The sequence below is a fragment of the Motilibacter peucedani genome (genome assembly GCF_003634695.1).
GTDB classification, from domain to species: Bacteria; Actinomycetota; Actinomycetes; order Motilibacterales; family Motilibacteraceae; genus Motilibacter; species Motilibacter peucedani.
The window spans coordinates 394,500-416,657 of sequence record NZ_RBWV01000012.1; the positions used below are offsets into that span (position 1 = coordinate 394,500).

The 22,158-nt window shown below is 75.2% G+C and carries 18 protein-coding genes; 6 read left to right on the forward strand and 12 right to left on the reverse strand.

Translation table 11 applies throughout. The features are described from left to right. Positions 1-46: 46 nt before the first annotated feature. On the reverse strand, positions 47-2,038 hold the full coding sequence (locus tag CLV35_RS12730) for a S8 family serine peptidase (RefSeq protein ID WP_121193842.1): 1,992 nt from the start codon (positions 2,036-2,038) through the stop codon (positions 47-49). A gap of 82 nt (positions 2,039-2,120) precedes the next feature. Between CLV35_RS12730 and CLV35_RS12735 the strand changes: the two genes are divergently transcribed. Next, positions 2,121-3,449 carry a class II 3-deoxy-7-phosphoheptulonate synthase gene (locus CLV35_RS12735; RefSeq protein ID WP_121193843.1) on the forward strand — a complete coding sequence of 443 codons (1,329 nt, stop codon included), beginning with the start codon at positions 2,121-2,123 and terminating at the stop codon, positions 3,447-3,449. Between the two features lie 112 nt (positions 3,450-3,561). On the opposite strand, the gene CLV35_RS12740 is transcribed toward CLV35_RS12735, so the two are convergent. Further along, on the reverse strand, positions 3,562-4,047 hold the full coding sequence (locus CLV35_RS12740) for a pyridoxamine 5'-phosphate oxidase family protein (RefSeq protein ID WP_121193941.1): 486 nt from the start codon (positions 4,045-4,047) through the stop codon (positions 3,562-3,564). A 101-nt stretch (positions 4,048-4,148) separates the two neighbouring features. Here CLV35_RS12740 and CLV35_RS12745 point away from each other — a divergent pair, with 101 nt between their 5' ends. Next, complete coding sequence (locus CLV35_RS12745) at positions 4,149-5,588, forward strand: GGDEF domain-containing protein (protein WP_121193844.1); 1,440 nt, start codon at positions 4,149-4,151, stop codon at positions 5,586-5,588. Between the two features lie 60 nt (positions 5,589-5,648). On the opposite strand, the gene aroF is transcribed toward CLV35_RS12745, so the two are convergent. From aroF to CLV35_RS12765, 4 genes are all read right to left on the reverse strand, one after another. Further along, positions 5,649-6,659 (reverse strand): 3-deoxy-7-phosphoheptulonate synthase, encoded by a 1,011-nt coding sequence (aroF, locus tag CLV35_RS12750; protein WP_121193845.1) that lies wholly within the window; start codon positions 6,657-6,659, stop codon positions 5,649-5,651. A gap of 235 nt (positions 6,660-6,894) precedes the next feature. After that, positions 6,895-7,752: a deoxyribonuclease IV gene (locus CLV35_RS12755; RefSeq protein WP_121193846.1), complete on the reverse strand. Its 858-nt coding sequence runs from the start codon at positions 7,750-7,752 to the stop codon at positions 6,895-6,897. Positions 7,753-7,783: 31 nt separating this feature from the next. After that, positions 7,784-9,661, reverse strand: coding sequence for a Stk1 family PASTA domain-containing Ser/Thr kinase (pknB, locus tag CLV35_RS12760; RefSeq protein WP_121193847.1), 1,878 nt, complete (start codon positions 9,659-9,661; stop codon positions 7,784-7,786). A gap of 57 nt (positions 9,662-9,718) precedes the next feature. Further along, a complete protein-coding gene (locus CLV35_RS12765; RefSeq protein WP_121193848.1) occupies positions 9,719-10,810 on the reverse strand; it encodes a lytic transglycosylase in 1,092 nt (363 codons plus the stop codon). A gap of 222 nt (positions 10,811-11,032) precedes the next feature. Between CLV35_RS12765 and CLV35_RS12770 the strand changes: the two genes are divergently transcribed. Continuing rightward, the gene (locus CLV35_RS12770) at positions 11,033-11,395 is read left to right on the forward strand and encodes an Rv2175c family DNA-binding protein (protein WP_121193849.1); all 363 of its coding nucleotides are present in this window, start codon (positions 11,033-11,035) and stop codon (positions 11,393-11,395) included. Between the two features lie 21 nt (positions 11,396-11,416). On the opposite strand, the gene CLV35_RS12775 is transcribed toward CLV35_RS12770, so the two are convergent. From CLV35_RS12775 to CLV35_RS12785, 3 genes are read right to left on the reverse strand one after another with little or no spacing between them, the layout of a single operon-like run. Further along, positions 11,417-12,349 carry a phytoene/squalene synthase family protein gene (locus CLV35_RS12775; RefSeq protein ID WP_121193850.1) on the reverse strand — a complete coding sequence of 311 codons (933 nt, stop codon included), beginning with the start codon at positions 12,347-12,349 and terminating at the stop codon, positions 11,417-11,419. Then, a complete protein-coding gene (gene crtI / locus CLV35_RS12780) occupies positions 12,346-13,845 on the reverse strand; it encodes a phytoene desaturase family protein (protein WP_121193851.1) in 1,500 nt (499 codons plus the stop codon). The genes CLV35_RS12775 and crtI overlap by 4 nt, the downstream gene beginning before the upstream one ends. An 8-nt stretch (positions 13,846-13,853) precedes the next feature. Then, entirely contained in the window at positions 13,854-14,933 is a 1,080-nt protein-coding gene (locus CLV35_RS12785; RefSeq protein ID WP_121193852.1) for a polyprenyl synthetase family protein, read from the reverse strand. A gap of 115 nt (positions 14,934-15,048) precedes the next feature. Between CLV35_RS12785 and metF the strand changes: the two genes are divergently transcribed. After that, positions 15,049-15,969, forward strand: coding sequence for a methylenetetrahydrofolate reductase [NAD(P)H] (gene metF, locus CLV35_RS12790; protein WP_121193853.1), 921 nt, complete (start codon positions 15,049-15,051; stop codon positions 15,967-15,969). 14 nt (positions 15,970-15,983) lie between these two features. After that, positions 15,984-16,637 (forward strand): CDP-alcohol phosphatidyltransferase family protein, encoded by a 654-nt coding sequence (locus CLV35_RS12795; protein WP_121193854.1) that lies wholly within the window; start codon positions 15,984-15,986, stop codon positions 16,635-16,637. Between the two features lie 7 nt (positions 16,638-16,644). Here the strand turns inward: CLV35_RS12795 and CLV35_RS12800 are convergent, their stop codons facing one another. Together CLV35_RS12800 and CLV35_RS12805 are read right to left on the reverse strand one after the other, a co-directional pair. Continuing rightward, the gene (locus CLV35_RS12800) at positions 16,645-18,279 is read right to left on the reverse strand and encodes a GH39 family glycosyl hydrolase (protein WP_121193855.1); all 1,635 of its coding nucleotides are present in this window, start codon (positions 18,277-18,279) and stop codon (positions 16,645-16,647) included. 60 nt (positions 18,280-18,339) lie between these two features. Continuing rightward, a complete protein-coding gene (locus tag CLV35_RS12805) occupies positions 18,340-18,834 on the reverse strand; it encodes an Lrp/AsnC family transcriptional regulator (protein WP_231121769.1) in 495 nt (164 codons plus the stop codon). 103 nt (positions 18,835-18,937) lie between these two features. Between CLV35_RS12805 and CLV35_RS12810 the strand changes: the two genes are divergently transcribed. Continuing rightward, positions 18,938-20,611 (forward strand): alpha-keto acid decarboxylase family protein, encoded by a 1,674-nt coding sequence (locus CLV35_RS12810; protein WP_121193857.1) that lies wholly within the window; start codon positions 18,938-18,940, stop codon positions 20,609-20,611. Here the strand turns inward: CLV35_RS12810 and CLV35_RS12815 are convergent. Beyond that, the gene (locus tag CLV35_RS12815) at positions 20,608-22,107 is read right to left on the reverse strand and encodes a phytoene desaturase family protein (protein ID WP_121193858.1); all 1,500 of its coding nucleotides are present in this window, start codon (positions 22,105-22,107) and stop codon (positions 20,608-20,610) included. The two genes, CLV35_RS12810 and CLV35_RS12815, sit on opposite strands and share 4 nt — an antisense overlap. Positions 22,108-22,158 lie beyond the last annotated feature (51 nt).

Sequence of the window (22,158 nt, forward strand, 5' to 3'; positions counted from 1 at the left end):
TGGCGGGGATTCTGCCCCACCGCCGCAGGAGGACGGCGGCGGACGGCTAGCGGACGCGTACGGTGCGGCGCACCTCCGTGACCGCGCCGAGCTGGTCGACGAGCACGATGCGTACTGCGTGCGACCCGCGCGGCAGGTGGCGCACGAGGGCGCCGGTGCCGTCCTCAGCCGCGTCGCGCGCGGCGGCGCGGCCGTCGACCGTGGCGGTCAGCTCCTGCACCCGCGCGCCGGGCCGCATGGCCGGCTGCACCGTGAGCACGCCGCGAGAGAGCGACAGCTCGACGGCGGAGGGCAGGCGCACGACCGCGCTCACGCGCGCCCAGGCGTCCGGCGCCGAGCCGTGCACCGTCACGACGAACGAGTGCCGGCCCTGGCGCAGGGCGGTCGCGGCGACGTAGAGCCGGTAGGGCTCCGAGCGGTCGACGGCGACCAACCGCCCGTCGACCTGCAGGTCGACGTCAGAGACGACCGCCCCGCCGGTGGCCGTGACCACCGGGCGCAGCACGACGCCGGTCGGGCCGGCCGCAGGAGCGGCGAGCGTGACCGCGAACGCCGGTGCGGCCTCCACCGGATCGGGGACGGGCGCCGTCTCCGGCCCCGTGCCCGGCGTCGGGCCGTCGGTCGGCTCGGGCGTCGCTCCGGGCACCGGGGCCTCGCTCGGCGCGGGCGTCGTGGTCGGCTCCGGGGTCGGCGTCGCGGGGGCGGTGGCCGCGGGGTCCGGCGTCGGCGAGCCGGTGGACGCAGGTGCGCTGTCGGTCAGGGCCGCCAGCGGGTCGACGAGGCCGGCGCCGAAGAAGTCGTCCCGACCCGGCGCGCCGAGGTCCTCCGCCGTGCGCACCAGGTGGTCGCGCAGGTCGGCCGGGGTGAACGACGGGTGGGCGGCCCAGTCGAGGGCGGCGGCCGCCGCGACGTAGGGCGTGGCCATCGAGGTGCCGGAGTCGTTGGCGTAGACCGAGGTCGGGTAGGTCGAGGTGACCTGGTCGCCCGGTGCCGAGATGTCGACCTGCGGCCCGTGGGTCGAGTAGGGCGCGATGGCGTCGCCGGCCTGGGCGGTGGCCCCGACGGCAAGGGTCTTCACGAAGCCGGCGGGGTACTCGACCGGGTTCGCCGCGTCGCCCTGGTTGCCGGCGGCCGCCACGACCAGTGCGCCGTGGGCCTCTGCGTAGTCGACCGCCGCCTGCTCCTGGGCGTCGACGCCGCTGCCGCCGAGCGAGAGGTTGAGCACCTTGGCGCCGTGGTCGACCGCCCAGATCATTCCCTGGGCGATGGTCGACCCGAGCCCGGTGCCGGCGCTGCCGAGCACCCGCACCGGCATGATCCGGGCCGAGCGCAGGAAGCCGGTGACGCCGACGCCGTTGCCGCCGACCGCCCCGATGATGCCGGCGACGTGGGTGCCGTGGCCGTTGGGGTCGGTGGCGGTGCCGGGAGCGATGGCGGTGCCGCGGATCGCGTCGTAGCCCGCGACCTGCACGCCCGCGAGGTCGGGGTGCGAGCCCTGGATGCCGGTGTCGATCACCGCGACGACGGGCGCGGGGCCCGCCACGGGCAGCGCGCTGACCTGGTCGTGGCGCAGCCGGTCCAGCGCCCACTGCATGCTGCGGTAGGGGTCGTCGTACGCGGCGGCGGCCGAGACGTCCGAGGCGGTCGCGACGGTGTCGAGCCCGGCGGACTCGACCGACGGCTGGCCGTCGAGCAGCGCGACGAGGGCGCGCGCCCGGCCGTTCTCGGCGCGCAGGCGCACGACCTGCAGGCGCGTGCCCTCGCGCACGGTGAGGGCGACGGGCACCCCGTCGGTGCCCGTGGTCAGCGCGTCGGTGGCGCGGAGGCGCTCCGACACGTCGAGCTGGCCCAGCAGGGGAGCGGGCAGCGCGCGCAGCTCGGCGCTGGCGCTGCCGGCCGCGAGGGCGTCGTTGCTGGCGTCGTGGGTCGTGTCGGCGGCGGCGACCGCTGGAGCGGCGAGCGCGACGGCGGAGCAGAGGAGCGGGGAGAGCAGAGCGGCGGCACGGACAGGACGGCGAGGCGAGTGCAGGCGGACCACGAGGTTGTCGTCGGCCCGTCAGGGCTCCGGCTTGAGCACTCGTACGGGTGACGCCCGGGCGGCGACGGTAGCCTTGGCCCCTGTGAGCACCGACGCGCTGGACCTGCCCGTGCTGCCAGCGGCCCAGCAGCCCGACTGGCCCGACCGTGCGGCCCTCGACGCGGTGGAGCGCGAGCTGAGGAGCCTACCGCCCCTCGTCTTCGCCGCCGAGTGCGACGCGCTGAAGGAGCGGGTGGCCGCCGCCGCCCGGGGCGAGGCGTTCTGGCTGCAGGGCGGCGACTGCGCCGAGACCTTCTCGGGCGCCACCGCCGACGCCATCCGCGGCAAGCTCAAGACGCTGCTGCAGATGGCCGTCGTGCTCACCTACGGCGCGCGCGTGCCCGTGGTGAAGGTCGGCCGGCTCGCCGGCCAGTTCGCCAAGCCGCGCTCCTCGGGCAACGAGACCCGCGACGGCGTGACGCTGCCCGCCTACCGCGGCGACGCGGTCAACGGCCTCGAGTTCACGGAGGCCTCACGCGTACCCGACCCGCGCCGGCTGGTGCAGATGTACAACACCTCCGCCGCCACCCTGAACCTCGTCCGCGCCCACACGCAGGGCGGCTTCGCCGACCTGCGCCAGGCGCACGCCTGGAACAAGGGCTTCGTCCGCGACGGCGGCGCGACGGCGCGCTACGAGAAGCTCGCGGGCGAGATCGACCGGGCGATCCAGTTCATGGAGGCGGTCGGCGCCGACTCGCCCTCGCTGCACCGGGTCGACGTCTGGACCAGCCACGAGGCGCTGCTGGTCGAGTACGAGCGCGCGCTCACCCGCATCGACTCGCGCACCGGCACGCCCTACGACACCTCGGCGCACTTCGTGTGGATCGGGGAGCGTACGCGCCAGCTCGACGGCGCCCACGTCGACCTGGCCGCCCGGGTGCGCAACCCGATCGGCGTCAAGCTCGGCCCCACCACCAGCGCCGACGACGCCCTCGCGCTGGTCGACCGTCTCGACCCCGACCGCGAGCCCGGCCGGCTGACCTTCATCACGCGCATGGGCGCCGGGCGCATCCGCGAGGCGCTGCCGCCGCTGGTCGAGAAGGTCACCGCGAGCGGGGCGCAGGTGCTGTGGGTGTGCGACCCCATGCACGGCAACACGATCGAGGCGGCCGGGGTCAAGACGCGCCGGTTCGACGACGTGGTCGACGAGGTGCGCGGCTTCTTCGAGGTGCACCGCGCGCTCGGCACCGTTCCCGGCGGCGTCCACGTCGAGCTCACCGGCGACGACGTGACCGAGTGCATCGGCGGCGCGAGCGGGCTCTCCGAGCCCGACCTGGTGCTCCGCTACGAGACCGCCTGCGACCCGCGGCTCAACCACAGCCAGTCCCTCGAGCTCGCCTTCCTCGTCGCCGAGATGCTGGACCAGCGCTGACGCCCCACCCCGCGATGTTGATCGGCAAGGCCGATCACACTCGTGCCAGGCCTAGCAGCTTGCATGGGCCTGGCACGAGTTCGATCGGCCAGGGCGATCAACGTCGGGCGGCTCAGCTGAGCTCGACGACCTCGTTCTCGCCGCCGTCGAAGCGGGTGCCGGTGACGCGGGCCTTGACGTAGCTGATCAGGGTCGTCACCTTGCCGCCCGGGGTGTCCCAGTACTCCGCCGACTCGGCCTCCACGCGCAGCAGCGCAAGGCCGGGCGTCTCGGGGCCGTCGGGGAACCACGCGGTGAGGGCCGGGTTCCACAGCTCCTTGGCCTTGTCGAGGTCGTGCACGACCTGCGCGCGGCCGGCGACCGAGACCCAGGCGTCGTTCGAGGAGAAGGCGACGCCCACCTCGGCGTCGGCCTCGACCTGGTGGACCTTGCGCGAGTCCTCGTCGATCGCGAACCACAGGTCGCCGTCGAACTCGACCTGCTGCACCGCCATCGGCCGGCTGACCAGCCGCCCCTGCTCGTCGACGGTCGTCAGCATGCAGGTGCGGATGTCCTTGATCAGCGCGGCCACCTTGGCGACGCCTTCCTCGTGCGACACGGGCTGCTCCACCACGGTGGTGTCCTCTCGTTCGGCTGTCCCCGGCCCCTACCCGCCGAGCGACCCCTCAGACCGCGCCGCGGCCGGCCGATGGTCAGGGCATGCGGCAACGTGCGTGGTGGCTCCCTCTCCTCCTGGGGGCGGCCGGCATCGCCGCGTACCTCCTCTCGCCCGTGGCGGCGAAGGACTGGGTGTACGCGGCGGTCGGCGCCGCCAGCGCCGTGGCCATGGCGCGCGGTGCGGCACGGCAGAGCGGCCGGGCACGGCTGGCCTGGGGCCTGCTCGCCGCCGGGAACGCCGTCGCCGTCGTGGGCGACGTCCTCTGGGTCGTCGTCGAGACCTTCACCGGCGCGGACCCCTACCCGTCGGTCGCCGACGTCGCCTACCTGCTCGAGTACCCGCTGGTCGCCGCGGGCCTGATGACGGTCGTGCGCGCCCGGCGCAGCAGCCTGGCCCGCGAGGCGCTGGTCGACAGCTCGATCGTCACCGTCGGGCTCGGACTGCTCGTCTACGTCACGCTGGTACGGCCGCTGATCGGCAGCAGCGACCCGCTGCTCACGCGCCTCGTGGGGCTGGGCTACCCCGTGGGCGACATCGTGCTGCTCGCGTCGCTCGCGCGGCTGCTCACCTGCGGCGGCTCCCGCACCCCGGCGTTCCGCCTGCTGAGCGGGGGGATGCTGCTCGTCCTGCTCGGGGACACCGTCTTCACCGCAGCCTCGGACGCCAGCTCGTCGTCCGTGGTCGGGATGCTGAGCTCGGTGCCGTTCCTGGCGGCGTACGCGGTGTGGGCCGCCGCCGCGCTGCACCCGTCAGCCCCTGCCTTGCTCGAGGACCCGGAGGAGACCGTCGTCTTCTCGCGGCGCCGGCTCGCGGCGCTGACCGTGGCCAGCCTGCTCTCGCCGGCCACGCTGGCGGCGGAGCTCGCCCTGGGCCTCCGGCTCGACGGCTGGGCGGTGGCGTCGAGCTCGGCGCTGCTGTTCTGCCTCGTCGTGCACCGCATGTCGGGCCTGCTGGGCCGCCTGCAGGACCAGACCCGCCGGCTCGAGGACCAGACCGCGCGGCTCGAGGAGCAGGCCGTGCGCCTGGACCTGCTCGCCCGCACCGACGAGCTGACCGGGCTGCCCAACCGGCGCAGCGGCGACGCCGAGCTCGAGCGGGCGCAGGCCGCCGGCGCCCCGCTCTCCGTCGCGCTGCTCGACCTCGACCGCTTCAAGGGCTACAACGACGAGCACGGCCACCAGGCCGGCGACCGGCTGCTCGTCGGTGCCTCGGCGGCCTGGCTGGCGTGCCTCGGGCCGGGCCAGGTCCTGGCCCGCTACGGCGGCGAGGAGTTCCTGCTCGTGCTGCCGGGCGCCGGGGCCGAGGACACCGCCGAGCTGCTCGAGCTGCTGCGCCGGGCCACCCCCGACGGCCAGTCGTTCTCGGCCGGCGTCGCCGCCTGGGACGGCGTCGAGGCGGCCAGCCGCCTGGTGCACCGCGCCGACCTCGCGCTCTACGAGGCCAAGCACGGCGGCCGGGCGCGTACGACCGTGGCCGCCTGACGCCTGACGCCTGACGCCTGACGTCCGGCGACACAGCGACACGGCGACCCGGCGGACGCGCTAGCCCCGCCCCACCATCGGCGGCAGCTGCCGGCACACCGCCGCCAGCGCGCGCAGGTCGGAGTCGACCAGCGCCTGCGGCCCGTCGCACAGCGCGGTCTCCGGGTGCGGGTGGACGTCGACGAGGATCCCGTCGGCGCCGACCGCGATCGCCGCGCGCGAGAGCGGCAGCACCAGGTCACGGCGCCCGCCCGAGTGCGACGGGTCGACCATCACCGGCAGGTGCGAGAGCCCGTGCGCCACCGCCACGGCAGCGATGTCGAGGGTGTTGCGGGTAGCGGTCTCGAACGTACGGATCCCGCGCTCGCACAGCACGATGTCGAGGTTGCCGCGCTGCGCGACGTACTCGGCGGCCATCAGCCACTCCTCGATGGTCGCGCTCATCCCGCGCTTGAGCAGCACCGGCTTGCCCACCGAGCCGACCGCTTGGAGCAGGCCGAAGTTGCCGGCGTTGCGGGTGCCGATCTGCAGCATGTCGGCGTAGGACGCGACGAGCTCCACGTCGTGGGCGTCCACCACCTCGGTGACGACCGGCAGCCCGGTCTCGGCGCGCACGTCGGCGAGGATCTGCAGGCCGCGCTCGCCGAGTCCCTGGAAGGCGTAGGGCGAGGTCCGCGGCTTGTAGGCCCCGCCCCTCAGCAGCGTCGCGCCCGCCGACTTGGCCATCTGCGCGGCGGCGAGGGTCTGCTCCGGCGACTCGACGGCGCACGGACCGGCCACCAGCGTGAACGTGTCGGGCCCGATCGGCACGCCGCCGACGTAGACGGTCGTCTTGGCCGGGTGGTGCTCGAGGCTGACCAGCTTGTAGGGGGTGCTGACCCGCACGACCTCGTGCACGCCGCCCATGGCGGCGAGCCCCATGTCGGCGAACGCCTCGACGTCGCCGACCAGCCCGATGATCGTGCGGGTGACGCCGCGGCTGACGAAGGCCTGGCCGCCAGCGCCCTCGACGCGCGCCACGACGGCGCTGATCTCATCCTCTGCGGCCCCGGGGGCCATGACGACGACCATGGGAACTTCCTCCTGGTGCGAACGGGCAAAAAGAAGACCCCGGTGCTCGGGCGAGCGCCGGGGTCGGAGGTGCGGGGTGCGGTCAGGCAGAGTCTGCCGGGCGCCCCGCCCGGATGCTCCCGGGCGCGTCGCCATAGGCGAAGACGGTCTGCTGCACGTCGCACACCGTACAGCACCCGCTGTGTCCGAACGGACTGCTGTCCCACCAGACGAGATGCCGCGGCGCGTTCGGACACTAGGCGTCGCGGAGGCGGACGAGCGTGGCGATGTCGCGCGCGTTGTCGGCGGGCTCGCCCGGGGTCTCGACGACGAGGGGTACGCCGCGGACCGCCGGGTGCCGCAGCAGCCGCCCGAAGGGCGCCTCGCCGATGTGGCCGGCGCCGATGTTCTCGTGGCGGTCCTTCGAGGCGCCGCAGACGTCCTTCGAGTCGTTGGCGTGCACGAGCCGCAGCCGACCGGGCCCGGCCACCTCGACCAGCGTGTCGAGCATCGCCTCGACCCCGCCCTCGGCCGCGAGGTCGTGCCCGGCGGCGAACGCGTGGCAGGTGTCGAGGCAGACGCCGACCTTGGGGTGCCGGTCGAGCGCGTCGAGGTAGGGCCCGAGGTCCTCCACCCGCGCGCACAGCGACTGGCCCTGGCCGGCGGTCGGCTCGAGCAGCAGGTCCGGGGCGTCGGCGAGCGCGTCGAGCTCGTCGAGCAGCGGCAGCACGCTCTCGCGCACCTGGCGCAGCGCCGCCTCGCGCGAGGTCGCCGCGACCGCCGAGCCGGTGTGGACGACGACGCCGCGCGCGCCGACCTGCGCGCCGCGCGCCAGCGCGTGGCGGACGCTCTCGACGCTGCGCTCCACCGTCAGCGCGGTGGGCGAGCCGAAGTTCACGAGGTACGCGGAGTGCACGAAGGCAGGGATCCCGGCCTCGGCGCACCCGGCGCGGAACGCCTCGTCCTGGGCCGGGTCACCGGCGGGCAGGGCCCACCCGCGCGGGTTGCCGACGAACAGCTGCACGGCCTCGGCGCCGATCGAGCGGGCGTAGGGCAGGCCGCCGCGCGCGAGGCCGCCCGACACCTTGATGTGCGCGCCGACCGGCGAGCGCAGGTCGGACCGCCTGGCTGGGCTCAGGACGCGCTCACGTGATCGTCAGGTGGATGGTCGTCCCCTTGGGCACCATCGACCCGCCCTTGCGGCTCTGGAACAGCACGAGGTGCAGGATGTCGACCCCGCTCGTGGTGACCTTGAAGCCGGCGGCCTGCAGCTTGGCGACCGCGCTGCCGCGGGTCTTGCCGACGACGCCGGGCACCTTGACCAGCGGCGGGCCCTTCGAGACCACGACCGCGACGCTGGTGCCGGGCAGCACCGAGGTGCCGGCCGGCGTGGCCTGGCTGATCACCGTGCCGTCGGGCACCGTCTCGCTGTAGTCCTCGGTGCTCGCGACCTCGAGCCGGAGCGCGGTCAGGGCCGTGGTCGCGTCCTCGAGCGTCGAGCCGACGAGCTTGGGGACCGCAACCGGCTGGGGGCCCTTGCTCAGCACGAGCGCGACCGGCTTCCCGTGGAGCAGCGACGCCCCGGCCACGGGCGAGCTCGAGGCGACCTGGCCCGCGGGCACGCTGTCGCTCCAGGCTGCCGTGACGCGCCCGGCGCTCAGGTGCGCGGAGCGTACGAGCTCGGTCGCCTCCTCGCGCGTGCGGCCGGTCAGCTGCGGCACCGTGCGCAGGTCCGGGCCCTTGGAGACCACGAGCCGCACGGCGCGGCCCTTGCGCAGCCAGCCGCCCGGGCCGGGCGAGCTGGTCAGCACCTCGCCCTTCGGGACGGTGTCGTCGAAGCGCAGCTCGGTGGCGGCCGCGTGGAAGCCGGCCGACTGCAGCCGCTCGGCCGCGGTGGCGGCGCTGAGCCCCACGAGCCGGGGCGCGCTGGCGTAGCGCCAGGGACCGAAGGCAGCGCCGGCCGCGCCGGCACCGAGCAGCAGCACCAGGAGGGTCGCGAGCAGGGCGCGACGACGGCGTACGCGGCGGCGCCCCGGCCGCTCCGCCGCCTCGGGCCCCGGCCGGGGAGCGCGGGTGGTCGGCTCGGCGGCCGCCGGGCGGGGGGTGCGGGTGGTCGGCTCCGAGCGGGGACGCGGACCGGGCGGGGCGACCAGCTCGGTCGGCTCGTCGGCCGGCCCGAGGGTGCGCTGCGCCGCGATCGCCTCGGCGAGCATCTCGCCCGCGTCGCGGGGGCGCTGGTCGGGGTCTCGGCGGGTGGCGCGCACCACCAGGGCGTCGAGCGCCGCAGGGAGCCCGCGCACGCGGGTGGAGGGCGCGGGGACGTCGCCGTGCACGTGCTGGTAGGCGACCGCGAGCGGGGTCTCGCCCTCGAAGGGCTTGTCGCCGGTCAGCAGCTCGAACAGCAGGATGCCGGCGGCGTAGACGTCGACGCGCTCGTCGGCGGTGCCGCGCTCGAGCAGCTCGGGGGCGAGGTAGCTCACCGACCCGAGAACGGCGCCGTCGCTGCGCGTGTGGGAGCTCGCGGTGACGGCGCGCACCAGCCCGAAGTCGGCGACCTTGACGGTGCCGTCGACCCCGACCAGCACGTTCTCGGGCTTGACGTCGCGGTGCACCAGGCCGGCGGCGTGCGCGGCGGCGAGCGCCCGCAGCAGCGGCAGGGCGACCTCGAACGCCTCGGCGGGCTTCAGCCGCCCCCGGGTGGTGAGCACGTCGCGCAGCGTGCGGCCCTCGACGTGCTCCATCGCCAGCCACACGAGCTCGCCGTCGCGGCCCTGGTCGTGGACGGCGACGACGCTGGGCGCCGACAGCCGGGCCGCGGCCTTGGCCTCGCGGGCGAAGCGGGCGACCAGCTCGGGGTCGTTGGCGAGCCACGGGTGCATCACCTTGAGCGCGACGACCCGCTCGAGGCGGGTGTCGAGCGCCTCGTAGACGACCGCCATGCCGCCCTGCGCGATGCGCCGGGTCACGCGGTAGCGACCGTCGAGGACCTGCCCGACCAGCGGGTCGGTGACGGTGGCATCCACCCTGCCGAGTCTAGGTACCCGCGCGCCGTGCTCGGCTCCGGCGCGCGGGCCGCCTGCTCAGAAGCTGCGGCGCAGGCTCATCACGTTGGACACGTAGCGCTTGGTGTCGGAGTACATCCCGTTCTTCCGCACCGAGGCCAGGCCCTGGTAGTAGCCGGCGACGGCCTGCTCGGTGGAGCTCGCCGTGCGGGTCAGGATGCGCAGCAGCACCACGCCGGCCGTCGCGTTGTCGCGCGGGTTGAGCAGGTCGAGCCGGCGCCCGATGACGCTCGACGCCCACTCGCCGGTGGCCGGCATCACCTGCATGGCGCCGATCGCGTTGGCGACCGAGACGACCCGCGGGTTGAACCCGGACTCCTGGTAGGCCACGGCCAGCGCGAGCGAGGGGGACACGCCGTTGGCGCGCGCGGTCGCCGAGATGATGGAGCGCATCTGCGTACGCGTCGGCATCGAGCGCCGCGCCAGCACCGAGCGGTTCGCCGCCGCCCGCTGCACGGTCGCATTGGGGTACGTCCGCCCGGCGAAGGTGTTGTTCTTCGTGGGCTTCGAGGTCTTCTTCGACGAGACGCGGACGGGCGCCTTGACGGTGTGCGAGGTCGTCGTGCGCTTCACCACCGGGATGCGCAGGTGCTGGCCGATGCGCACGACGCCCGAGACGGGCAGGTGGTTGGCGAGGCGGATGCCGCTCGTGCGCGCGCCGAAGTGGCGCCCGATGCGGATCAGCGAGTCGCCGCTGCGGACGGTGTAGGAGACGTACACGGTCCTGTACGTCGTGCGCCGGACGGTGCGGGTGGCGCTGCGCGACGTGGTGGACCGCCGCGACGCGCTCGCCTTCGGCTTCGCCTTGGCGCGGGACCTGGCGATCTTCGCCTGCGCGGCGGCCGTCGGCACGCGCAGCCGCTCACCGGCGTAGATGGTCGAGCCGTTGCCGGGGAGGTCGTTGGCCCGGACCAGCCGCGAGACGCTCGTGTGGTAGCGCTTGGCGATCTCGGACAGCGTGTCGCCGCGGTGGACGAGGATCGACTGCCAGCCCGGCGTGCCTGCGGTGACCAGCCCCGCGAGCAGGAGGGGCAGGGCGGCGACCCCGAGCGCGCGCCGCCACGAGCGCGTGCCCGTCCGCGGTGCGTCGGTGTGCGGTGCCTGGCTCAATGCCCGTCCTCTCGTCGGTCCGACACGACATCTCTCGGCGTGTCGTCACCAGGAACTGATGAGGCAAGGTAATAGCCTTGTGACGCCTGTGACAACTGGGACTGCTGGTTTGCCAGAGGCGCACGCTCAGTCGTGCCCGATTTGTCCGCATCCTGGGACGGGTTCCCGGAGCGCCGATCCGCCCGTTCGAGCGGTCGGCGACCCAGGTCGTAGGCTCCCGTCGTGGACACCCCTGCCGAGCTCGACGCGCTCGTCCCCGACTGGCTCGCTGTTCCCGACGTCGCCGAGGCGCTCGGCGTCGACGTGGTCAAGGTCCGCTCGCTGCTGCGCGAGCGCCAGCTGCTCTCGACCCGCCGCGGCGAGCGAAACGTCGTCTCCGTGCCGGCCGACTTCGTCGTCGACGGCGCGATCGTCAAGGGCCTGCCGGGCCTGATCACGCTGCTGTCGGACTCCGGCTACGACGACGAGGCGGCGCTGCGCTGGATGTTCACGCCCGACGACTCGCTGCCCGGCACGCCGGTGCAGGCGCTGCGCGAGAACCGCGGCACCGAGGTCAAGCGCCGCGCGCAGGCCCTCGCGTTCTAGCCGCTCGCCGGCGAGCCGGGCTCAGTACGCCGGGGCGCTGAGCGCTCGCCAGCGACCCTCGTCGCGGCGGGCCAGGGCGGCGCGCGCCATGCCGGGCGCCGCCACGGCCAGCCGGCGGGGGAGCGGCACCGAGGCCCGGCCCGAGAGCACGTCGTGGTCGGCCTTCTCGACCTCGTCGAGGATGCCGCCGTAGAGGCGCAGCGCCGTCTCGATGCAGTCGCGGCTGGTCGGGTGCAGCAGCGGGATGCCGGTGGCCGCCTCCGCGTAGAGCGCGCGGCAGCGGGCGACCTCGAAGCGCACCAGCTCGCGCACGGGCTCGCCCGCGGAGCCGAGACCCAGGTCGGAGCGCTGGACGCCGAAGCGGGCGAGGTCCTCGAGCGGCAGGTAGACCCGGCCCCGCTTGTAGTCCTCCGCCACGTCGCGCACGAAGTTGGTGAGCTGGAACGCCTCGCCCAGCGCCTGTGCGGGCGCCAGCGCGTCGGGCGACAGCGGCTCGAGCAGCGGCACCATCTGCAGCCCGATGACGGCGGCCGAGCCGTACATGTAGCCGCGCAGGTCCTCGTAGGTCTCGTAGTTGGTGACCGTCAGGTCCATCGCCATCGAGTCGAGGAACGCGACGAAGTAGTCGCGCGGGATGTCCCAGCGCAGCACGGTGTCGACGGCGGCGCGGCAGACCGGGTCGTCGGAGTGCCCGCGGTCGAGGTCGGCGAGGAACCGCTCGCCCCACGGCACCAGCGCCTCGGGGTGCGGGTCGTCGAGCGAGTCGACGAACTCGTCCGCGTAGCGGGCGAAGCCGTAGAGCGCGTGGACGTAGGGCCGCTTGTGGCGCGGCAGCAGCAGGCTGGCGAGGTAGTAGGTCTTGCCGTGCAGGGCGTTGAGCCGGCGGCACTGCTCGTAGGAGGCGCGCAGCTCCGGGTCGGTGATGCCGGCCGCGTCGAGGTCGCGCGCGCTCACCGCCAGGCCCGCGAGCGGTAGGAGCGGTCGGGCCCGGTGATGCGCTCGGCGGCGAGCCGCCCGCTCACCAGCACCATGGGCACGCCGACGCCCGGCAGGGTACCGCTGCCGGCGAAGACGACGTTCTCGCCCCAGGTGTTGCGCGGGCGGAACGGGCCGGTCTGGAAGAACGTGTGGGCGGCCGCGAACGGGGCGCCGCGCTCCATGCCGCGCTGCTGCCAGTCGAGCGGGGTGGTGAGGTGCTCGACCTCGATGGCGTCGCCGAACCCGGTCAGGCCACGTGACTCCAGGGTGGCCACCATGCGGTCACGGTAGCGAGGACCCTCGGAGCGCCAGTCGATCGGGGCGCTGAGGTTGGGCGTGGGGAACAGCACGTAGTAGGACTCGCGCCCGTCGGGCGCCAGCGACGGGTCGCTCGCTGTCGGCCGGGTGACGAGGTAGGACGGGTCGCTCATCAGCTCGCCCCGGTCGATGATCTCGTCGAACACCTGCTTCCACTCGTGCCCGAAGGAGATGTTGTGGTGCACGAGGCCGTCGTAGCGCGCACTGCTCCCGACCAGCAGCACGGCGCAGGACGGCGAGTAGCGCAGCCGGCGCAGCGTGGGCGGTGTCGACCCGAGCAGGTCGCGGTGCGCGACCGGCAGGTCCGGGTTGAGGACGACCGCGTCGCACTCGATGCGCTCGCCCGCGGACGTGTGCACCGCGACCGCGCGGCGCCCGCGCAGCTCGACCTTCGTGGCCGTGGTGCCGTAGCGGAACTGCACGCCGTGCTTCTCGGCCGCGCCGGCGAGCGCCCGCGGTACCGCGTGCATGCCGCCGCGCGGGAAGAAGACGCCCGCGACCGAGTCCATGTAGGCGATGACCGCGTAGAGCGCGAGGGCGTCGTGCGGCGAGAGGCCGGCGTACATCGCCTGGAACGAGAGCACCTTCTGGGTGCGCGGGTCCTTGAGATACTGCTCGACCTTGGGCGCCAGCTTGCGGAAGGCGCCGATCGCCGCGAGGCGGCCGAGGGTGGGGGAGACGAGCGAGAAGGGCGAGTCGATGTTGCGGTCGATGAACTCGCGCATCTCGTAGTGGTAGAGCGTGGACACGAACTCGACGTAGCGGCGGTAGCCTGCGGCCTCGGCCGGCCCGCACACGCGCTCGATCTCGTCGGCCATCGCGTCGACCGAGCCGTGCACGTCGAGCACGGAGCCGTCGGCGTAGGTCGCGCGGTAGAGCGGCTCGACCGGCAGCAGCTCGAGCCAGTCCTCGAGCTTCTCGCCCACGCAGTCGAGCGCGTCGGCGATGAGGTCGGGCATGGTGAGCACCGTCGGGCCGGTGTCGAACGACCAGCCGCGGTCCTCGAGCAGGCCCGCCCGTCCGCCCGGCACGTCCTCGCGCTCGAGGACCGTCACCTCGCGGCCGGCGCCGGCGAGCCGGAGCGCCGCCGAGAGCCCGCCCAGCCCGGCACCGACGATCACCACGCGGTCGCTGGGACCCGACGTCGTACGCATCGCGCGCCTCAGACCGAGCGCGCGGTCGCCGCGACCGCGAGCTCGCGCAGGACGCCGGCGGCCTCGCCGTCGATGCAGCCGTCGGCGGCGGCCGCGTCGAGCGCACCGAGGGCGGCGTCGAGGCTGGCCGTGATGCGCCGCTCCGTCGCGTCGAGGGCACCTGTGTCGACGATCACCTCGCGCAGCGTGCTGACGCCGGCCGCGTCGAGGCGCGGGTCGCCGAGCAGCCGCGAGACCGCCGCCGACTGGGCCGGCGTGGCCTGCGTCAGGGCCTCGGCGACCAGCACCGTGCGCTTGCCCTCGCGCAGGTCGTCGCCGGCCGGCTTGCCGGTCTCGGACGGGTCGCCGAACACGCCGAGGACGTCGTCGCGCAGCTGGAAGGCCTCGCCGAGGCCGACGCCGTAGTCGGTGTAGGCCTGGACCGTGGCGGGCCCGGCGCCGGCGAGCGTCGCGCCGAGGTGGAGGGGCCGCTCGATGGTGTACTTCGCGCTCTTGTAGCGGGCCACGCGCAGCGAGCGCTCGACCGAGGAGGAGCCGACCGCCTGCTCCAGCACGTCGAGGTACTGCCCGGCCATGAGCTCGATGCGCATGGCGTCGTAGACGGGCTGGGCCCGCACCAGCGCAGCGGGGTCGAGCCCCGAGCCCCACAGCATCGCGTCGGCCCACACCAGGCACATGTCGCCGAGCAGCACCGCGGCCGACAGGCCGAACGACTCGGGCGCGCCGTGCCAGCGCTCGCCGCGGTGCATCGCGGCGAAGCGCCGGTGCACCGAGGGGTTGCCGCGGCGGGTGTCGCTGCCGTCCATGAGGTCGTCGTGGATCAGCGCGCACGCGTGAAGGAGCTCGAGCGAGGAGGCCGCCGCCACCACCTCGTCGCAGTCGGAGCCGCCCGCGCCGCGCCAGCCCCAGTAGGCGAACGCCGGCCGCAGGCGCTTGCCGCCCTCGAGCAGGAAGTCCTGCGCCGCGCTCAGCGCGGGGGTCAGCTCGGGCCCGACCGCGTCGAGGGACGGAGCCTGCCCGTCGAGGAAGGCGGCGAGCGCCTTGCCCACACGGGCGCGCAGGTCGTCCACGTCGAGCGGGTGGGTCACGGTGTCTCCTCGCGGTCCGGGGTCGCGTCGAGCCTAGGCCAGTCCGGGCGTACCGGCAGTCCGAGACGACGCGCGCGGGAAGGCCCGCCCAGCCCCTACCCGGTAGCGTGGGCCCGTGCCCGTCTCGAGCCCGACCGCCCCCAGGACCGCCCAGCGACCCGGCCGGGTCGGCGCCCTGCTCAGCTCCGGGACGCCGTCGTTCTCCTTCGAGTTCTTCCCGCCCAAGACCGACGAGGGCGAGCGCCAGCTCTTCCGCGCCGTGCGCGAGCTCGAGTCGCTGAGCCCCACCTTCGTCTCGGTCACCTACGGCGCCGGCGGGTCCACCCGAGACCGGACCGTGCGCATCACCCGGCGCATCGCCGAGGAGACGACGCTGCTCCCGGTCGGCCACCTCACCTGCGTCGGCTCGTCGCGCGACGAGCTCCGCTCGGTGATCGGGCAGTACGCCGACGCCGGTGTGCGCAACGTGCTCGCCCTGCGCGGCGACCCGCCGAGCGGCGTCGGCACCGAGTGGCGCCCCCACCCCGAGGGCCTGAGCTACGCGGTCGAGCTGGTCGAGCTGGTCCGCTCGCTGGGCGACTTCTCCGTCGGCGTCGCCGCCTTCCCCGAGAAGCACCCCGAGGCCCCCGACCTCGACGCCGACGCCAGCCGGCTCGCCGACAAGGCCGCCGCCGGCGCGGAGTTCGCCGTCACGCAGTTCTTCTTCCAGTCGGCCGACTACTTCCGGCTCGTCGAGCGCCTCGACGCCCTGGGCTGCCGCATGCCGGTCGTGCCGGGGCTCATGCCGGTCACCAACGTCGCCCAGATCGAGCGGATGGTGGCCCTGTCGGGGGCGGCGTTCCCCGCCCGGCTCGCCGAGCGGCTCCACGCGGTCGACGGCGACCCCGAGGCCGTGCGCCGGGTCGGCGTCGAGATCGTCGTCGAGCTCGGCCAGGAGCTGCTCGACGGCGGCGCGCCCGGCCTGCACTTCTACACGCTCAACCGCTCGACGGCGACCCGCGAGGCCTACGCCGCGCTCGGCCTCGGCTCGCGCTGAGCCTGCGCCGCCCGGTGCTCTCCCGAGCCGAGTACCTCTCCCGCTGGTCCGAGCTGCACGGCGGCTACGACCCCGCGCGCTCGCGGTGGGTGCTCGGCTGGCTCACCACCGCGTACGCCTGCGCCCGGCCGCTGGTCGCGCTGCGCGCGTCGCCCGACGCGGTGACGCTGCTCGGCCTGCTGCTCGGCGCAGGGGTGCCCGCCGCGGCGGCCGCCGGCGCGCACTGGCCCGTGCTCGGTGCGGCGCTGGCCGGCCTGACCGGGCTCGCCGACGGGCTCGACGGTGCCGTGGCCGTCGTCACCGGGCGCACCACCCGCTGGGGCTACGTGCTCGACTCGGTCGTCGACCGGCTCACCGACCTCGCGCTGCTGGCGGCCCTGGGACTGCTCGGCGCGCCGTGGGCGCTGGTCGCCGCGGTCGCCTCGCTGACCTTCGTGCAGGAGTACGCGCGGGCGCGCGCCGCCGCGGCCGGCCTGTCCGAGATCGGCGTCGTGACGCCGTGGGAGCGCCCGACCCGGATCGTGGTCGTGGCGCTGTTCGGGCTCGGCGCCGGGCTGTGGCCGTCGGCGGCCGGCACGTGGGTGGGCGCCGCGGCGTGGCTCGGCCTCGTGCTGGCGGTCGGGTCGGTGGTGCTGCTCGGCGTGGTGCTGCGCCGTCAGCTGCGCTGACGCCCGGTCAGCGCGTCTTGACGAGGATCGGCGAGGTCCCGATCTTGACGACCTGCCCGTGCCGCGTCGGCGTCGACGCGCCGCTGAGCGCCACGGCGGCCTTCGTGCCCCACGGCGCCGCGTAGTCGACCGGCTTGCTGCCTGCGCCGGGGTTCCACACGACGCGGCCGGTGGCGACCCAGCAGGTCCAGGTGCCCTCGTTGTCGACGCTGCAGCCGCGGAAGCCGCTGCCCTGCAGCCAGGTGTGGATGCGGTCGTAGGCCTTGCCGGCGGCGTTCGGCGTCGTGCCGTCGCTCTCGGTCAGCGGCACGCCGAGCACGTGGTTGTCCCACGCGTACCAGTAGGCGCGCCCGACGCCGAGGTGCGCGGTAATTAGGTAGGTGCGCGCGACCCACGCCGCTGCGTCGTCGGCCGACAGCGGTGCCGGTGCTGCGGCGCCCCCGGTCGGCAGCAGGTAGTTGACCTCGGTGTTCCAGATGGGCTTCTCGACCCCGAAGGCGGCGAGCCGTGTCTTCACCTGGTCGAGCAGCGGGGCCATCGCCTCGGGGCCCTGGTCGGCGTCGGGATAGAGGTGCAGGTTGACGACGTCGGCCCACTTCGCACCGTCGGCGGCGAGGTAGCGGGTGAGCTCCCCCTGCTGTGCCGGGCGGCGCACCACGAAGCTGGGGGTGGTCACCGTCGCTCCCGGGTCGACCGCCTTGATGGTGGTGTAGGCGGACTTCGCCAGCGGGATCAGGTCGCCCTGGCTGCCCAGCCAGAAGTTCTTCGCGTTGGGCTCGTTCCAGACCTCGTAGTCGGCGATCCGGCCCTTGTAGCGGGTGACGACGGCCTTGACGTAGGCCGTCCAGTCGGAGAGCTTCTTCGGCGGCGAGGAGCCAGTGGGCAGCTGAGAGGGAGGCGTGGTCACGGCTACCTTGTCCGCGGCCCACTGGGGCGTCTGGCCGAGCACGAGCATGACGCGGGCGCGGGCCTTGTTGGCCGCGGCGACCTGGGCGTCCAGCCTCGCCCAGTCGAACGTCCCTCGCTCCGGCTCGAGGTCCTGCCACGTGACCTGCGTGTCCCACAGGCGCACAGCGCCGTAGGGGGCGTCGACGGCGGCGCCCGAGCCGTAGCCGTTGACCGTCAGCCCGAACAGCGAGGCCGGCACGCTGGTCGGCGCGTGCGGCGGGGTGACGTCGGACTGCGCCGGTGCTGTCGGTGTCGGCGAGGACGCCGGCGTCGTCGGCGGCGTCGGCGTGCTGGCGGGCGGGACCACCGGCCTGCTCGGCGTCGGCAGCGGCACGGTCACCGGCGGCACGACGCTGACCGGCGGGATCGTCGGCGGCGGTGCGGCCACCGGGGGCGCGGTCGGCGCGGCGTAGGACGGCAGCGCGCTCCCGCCGGCGAGCGGACCGGTCGAGGGGTCCACCATCCAGCCCGGAGTCTGCGAGAACGTCGCGATCGAGGCCGCCGAGGCACCGTGCGGCTCGCCGTCGACGACGCTGACCGCCACGACCGTGCCGGCCGCCAGCAGGACGGCCACGCCGGCCGCTGCCGCAGCGCGCGTCGAGCGCCGCGCGGGCATCCGGGGGCGCAGCCGCACCAGCCCGGCGGGTGCGGCGGGCAGGCGCGGGAGGGTCAGGCGCGGTCGGGGCAGGCGCATGGAGCGGCGGTGTCCTTCTCGGCTGGGGGCGGCTCGGCTGGAGCAACGGCTCCACCCACACTACTTGCCGGTCGGGGCCTCGCCGGACCTCGCGCGGCCGGTGCCGAGCAGCCCCGTCGTGCGGTAGGGGACCAGGTCGCGCAGCACCACGGCGGTCGTCGTCCGCCGGATCCCGGGGCACGCGAGGATGCGCTGACCGACGCGGTAGAGGTCGTCGGGGTCGCGTGCGACCACGCGCACCATGACGTCGTGGTCGCCGGTCGTCGCCGCGACCTCCAGCACCTCGGGGATGGCCCGCAGCCCCGCCACCACGGCGCCGAGGTGGGCCTGGTCGACGTCGGCCTCGACGAACGCGCCCACCGCGTAGCCCAGGCTCGCCGGGGCGACGCGGTCGCTGTGCGGGCGCAGCAGCCCCTCGTCGTGGAGCCGCGAGAGCCGGGTCTGCACCGTGCGGCGCGCGAGCCCGAGGCGCTCGGCCAGCAGCAGCACCGGTACCCGCGGGTCGGCGTCGAGGGCGAGCAGGATGCGCCGGTCGGTGTCGTCGAGCGTGGCCACGGTGTGCCTCCGGGGTGCACGGACGGGCAAGGGAGTGACCATTCTGCGCCACTTCGGCGGCGATGGTTGACCACCTCGACCACCGCATGGCTCGATGACGCGCATGGACGACACCTCCGACCGCTCGGCCGGCGCGGCCACCCTCCCGCTCGCGGCCTACCTCGCACGGCGGCTGCGCCAGCTCGGCGTCGACCACGTCTTCGGCCTGCCCGGCGACTTCAGCATGGGCCTGCTCGACGGGATGCTCGAGGGCACCGGCCTCGAGTGGGTCGGCACGACCAACGAGCTCAACGCCGCGTACGCCGCCGACGGCTACGCCCGCCTGCGCGGCTTCGGTGCCCTGGTGACGACCTACGGCGTGGGTGAGCTGTCGGCGCTCAACGGCGTCGCCGGCGCGTACGCCGAGAGCGTCCCGCTCGTGCAGGTGACCGGTGCGCCGCCGCGCGGCGCGGCGCGCGGCGGCTCGCTGGTGCACCACTCGCTCGTCGACGGCGACCTCGGGCACTTCGCCCGTGCGTACGCCGAGGTGACCGCCGCCGCGGAGGTGCTGGAGGAGGCGAGCGCGGCCGAGCAGGTCGACCGGCTGCTCACGAGCGCGCTGCGCGAGCTGCGCCCGGTCTACCTGAGCGTGCCGAGCGACCTGACCGCGCTCCCGGTGCCGGCGGCGCGGCTGCAGCAGCCGCTGGCGCGGCCCGCCAGCGACCCGCACGCGCTCGCCCTGCTCGGCGAGGCGCTGCGCTCCCGGCTGGCCGGCGGCGCGCCGGTCACCCTGCTCGCCGGACACCTGGTCCGCCGGCGCGGGCTGGGCCAGGTCGTCCGGCGGCTCGCCGACGCAGGCGTCACCGTGGCGACTCTGCTGGGTGCCAAGGGGCTGCTCGACGAGGACCACCGCTCGAGCGCCGGCACCTACGTCGGCGCCCTGACCGCGGACAAGGCGACCCGCCGCGCGGTCGAGCACGCGCCGCTGCTCGTGCTCGCCGGTGCGGTGCTCAGCGACCTCTCGACCGGGATGTTCAGCGCCGAGCTCGACGAGTCCAGCGCTGTGGTGCTCGGACTGCGCGAGGCGCGCGTCGGCGACCTGCGCGTCGCCGACGTCGACCTCGCCGACAGCCTCGAGCTGCTCGCCGACCTGGTGGCGCCGCACGAGGAGGCCGACCGCCCGCTCGACCAGGCGGGGCTCTGGGCGACGCTGCAGTCGTGGCTGCCGGCCGGCACCCCGCTGCTGGCCGACGCGGGCACCGCCTACTTCGGCGCCGCGGAGCTCGCCCTGCCCCGCGGCACCGAGCTGGTCGGGCAGCCGATCTGGGCCTCGATCGGCTACACGCTGCCGGCGCTGCTCGGCGCCGCTCTGGCCGACCCGACCCGGCGCCCGGTGCTGGTCATCGGCGACGGTGCGGCGCAGCTGACGGTGCAGGAGCTCGCCACGGTGCTGCAGCGCGGGCTGCGCCCGGTCGTCGTGCTGATCGACAACGGCGGCTACACCGTCGAGCGCGCGATCCGCAGCCCGCAGGCGACCTACCACGACATCACCGACTGGGACTGGGGCTCGCTCGCCACCGCGCTGGGGGGCGCGCACCCGCCGCTCGTGCTGCCCGCGGGCACCCGGGCCGAGCTGGCGGCCGCGCTGGGCACGGCCGGAGCGACCCCCGGGCGTGCGGTGCTCGTGCACGCGGTCCTGCCCCGACACGACGTGCCCGCCCTGCTCTCGGCCATCGCGACCGGGCTCTCGGCGTCGCACGACGCCGGCGCGGACGACGTCGTCGGACAGCCCGCCTAGGAGGCCCGGGGGCGCCGCTCGGCCTTGCCGACCATCTCGGCGACGATCGCCGCCGACAGGGCGACGAGCGGGAGCCCGCCCCCGGGGTGCGACGACCCGCCGACCAGGAAGAGTCCCGGCACGGGGGAGCGGTTGGCCGGGCGCAGGAAGGCGGCGCGCGGGCCGTTCGACGACGTGCCGTAGATCGCGCCGCCGGGCGATCGGGTCTCGCGCTCCAGGTCGGCCGGCGTGCGCACCACGCGCCAGCGCAACCGGTCGCGCACGTCGAGCCCGCGCCGGGCCAGGATCTCGAGCACCGAGTCGGCGTAGGCGTCGGCGAAGCCCGGCGCGTCCCAGTCGGTGCCGGTGCCCGGCTCGTGGCGCGGCGCGTTGACCAGCACGAACCACGCCTCGCTGTCGTCGTCCGGGCGCAGCGCCGGGTCGTCGGCCGCGCTGACGTAGACCGTCGGGTCGGCGGGGACGCGGCCGCCGAAGACGGAGTCGAACTCGTCGTCGTAGTCGGCGGGGAACAGCACCGTGTGGTGGGTGAGCCCGGGCGTCCGGCCCTCCAGCGCCAGCAGCAGCACGAAGCCCGACAGCGACGGCTCGGCCCGGCGCAGGCGGCGCAGCGGAGCGGCCGCGACGTCGGGCGCGAGCAGGTGGCCGTAGAGCTCGCGGGCGTCCGATCCCGCGACGACGACGTCGGCGTCGACGCGGCTCCCGTCGGCCAGCTCCACCCCCGCGGCGCGTCCGCCCTCGACGAGGACCCGGCGCACCTCGGTGCCGAGGCGCAGCTCGGCACCGGTCTGGACGGCGCGCGCGCAGACCGCGTCGGCGAGGCGGCGGATGCCACCGCGTACGTGCCAGGCGCCGAAGGCCTGCTCCATGAACGGGATCACGCACAGAGCCGCCGGCGCGCGCCGCGGGTCGGACCCGGTGTAGGTGGCGTAGCGGTCGAGCACCATGCGCAGGCGCGGGTCGTGCAGGCGTCGGGTGCCCACGGTGCGCAGCGAGCGCCACGGCGCGACGGTGCGCAGCGCCCGCAGGTCGCGCGAGAGGCGCACCATGTCGCGCGCGGTCAGCGGCGCCTCCAGGAAGGGCCCGCGGGTCGCCTCCCACACGCGCGCGGCGTGGGCGATGAGGGCCTCCCAGTCGTCGGCCGCCTGCTCGCCGAGCGACTCGCCGACCGCCTGCCGCACCGCGGCGCGCGAGGCGTTCGGCATCCGCAGCCGGGTGCCGTCGGGGAAGCGGTAGGTGAAGACCGGGTCGACGGGCTGCAGCTCGACCTCGTCCTCCAGCGGGCCGCCCGTCTTGAGGAACAGGTCGCGGTAGGCCGCCGGCAGCGTCAGCAGCGAGGGCCCGGTGTCGAAGGTGAAGCCGTCGCGCGAGACCGTGCCGACCTTGCCGCCCGCGCGCTCCGACTGCTCGCACACGACGACCGAGTGGCCGAGCGCCCCGAGCCGCGCCGCCGCGGCCAGGCCGCCCATCCCTGCACCCACCACGACGACCCTGGCCACGCCCGCGAGCCTAGGTGCCGCGGGAGTCCAGCGCAGTGCGACCCCGGCGCC

Excerpts from the sequence above, each read along its gene's own strand:
- CLV35_RS12745 (WP_121193844.1), top strand. The coding sequence starts at position 4,149 with ATGCGGCAACGTGCGTGGTGGCTCCCTCTCCTCCTGGGGGCGGCCGGC.
- aroF (WP_121193845.1), bottom strand. The coding sequence starts at position 6,659 with ATGGTCGTCGTCATGGCCCCCGGGGCCGCAGAGGATGAGATCAGCGCC.
- crtI (WP_121193851.1), bottom strand. The coding sequence starts at position 13,845 with ATGCGTACGACGTCGGGTCCCAGCGACCGCGTGGTGATCGTCGGTGCC.
- CLV35_RS12800 (WP_121193855.1), bottom strand. The coding sequence starts at position 18,279 with ATGCGCCTGCCCCGACCGCGCCTGACCCTCCCGCGCCTGCCCGCCGCA.
- CLV35_RS12810 (WP_121193857.1), top strand. The coding sequence starts at position 18,938 with ATGGACGACACCTCCGACCGCTCGGCCGGCGCGGCCACCCTCCCGCTC.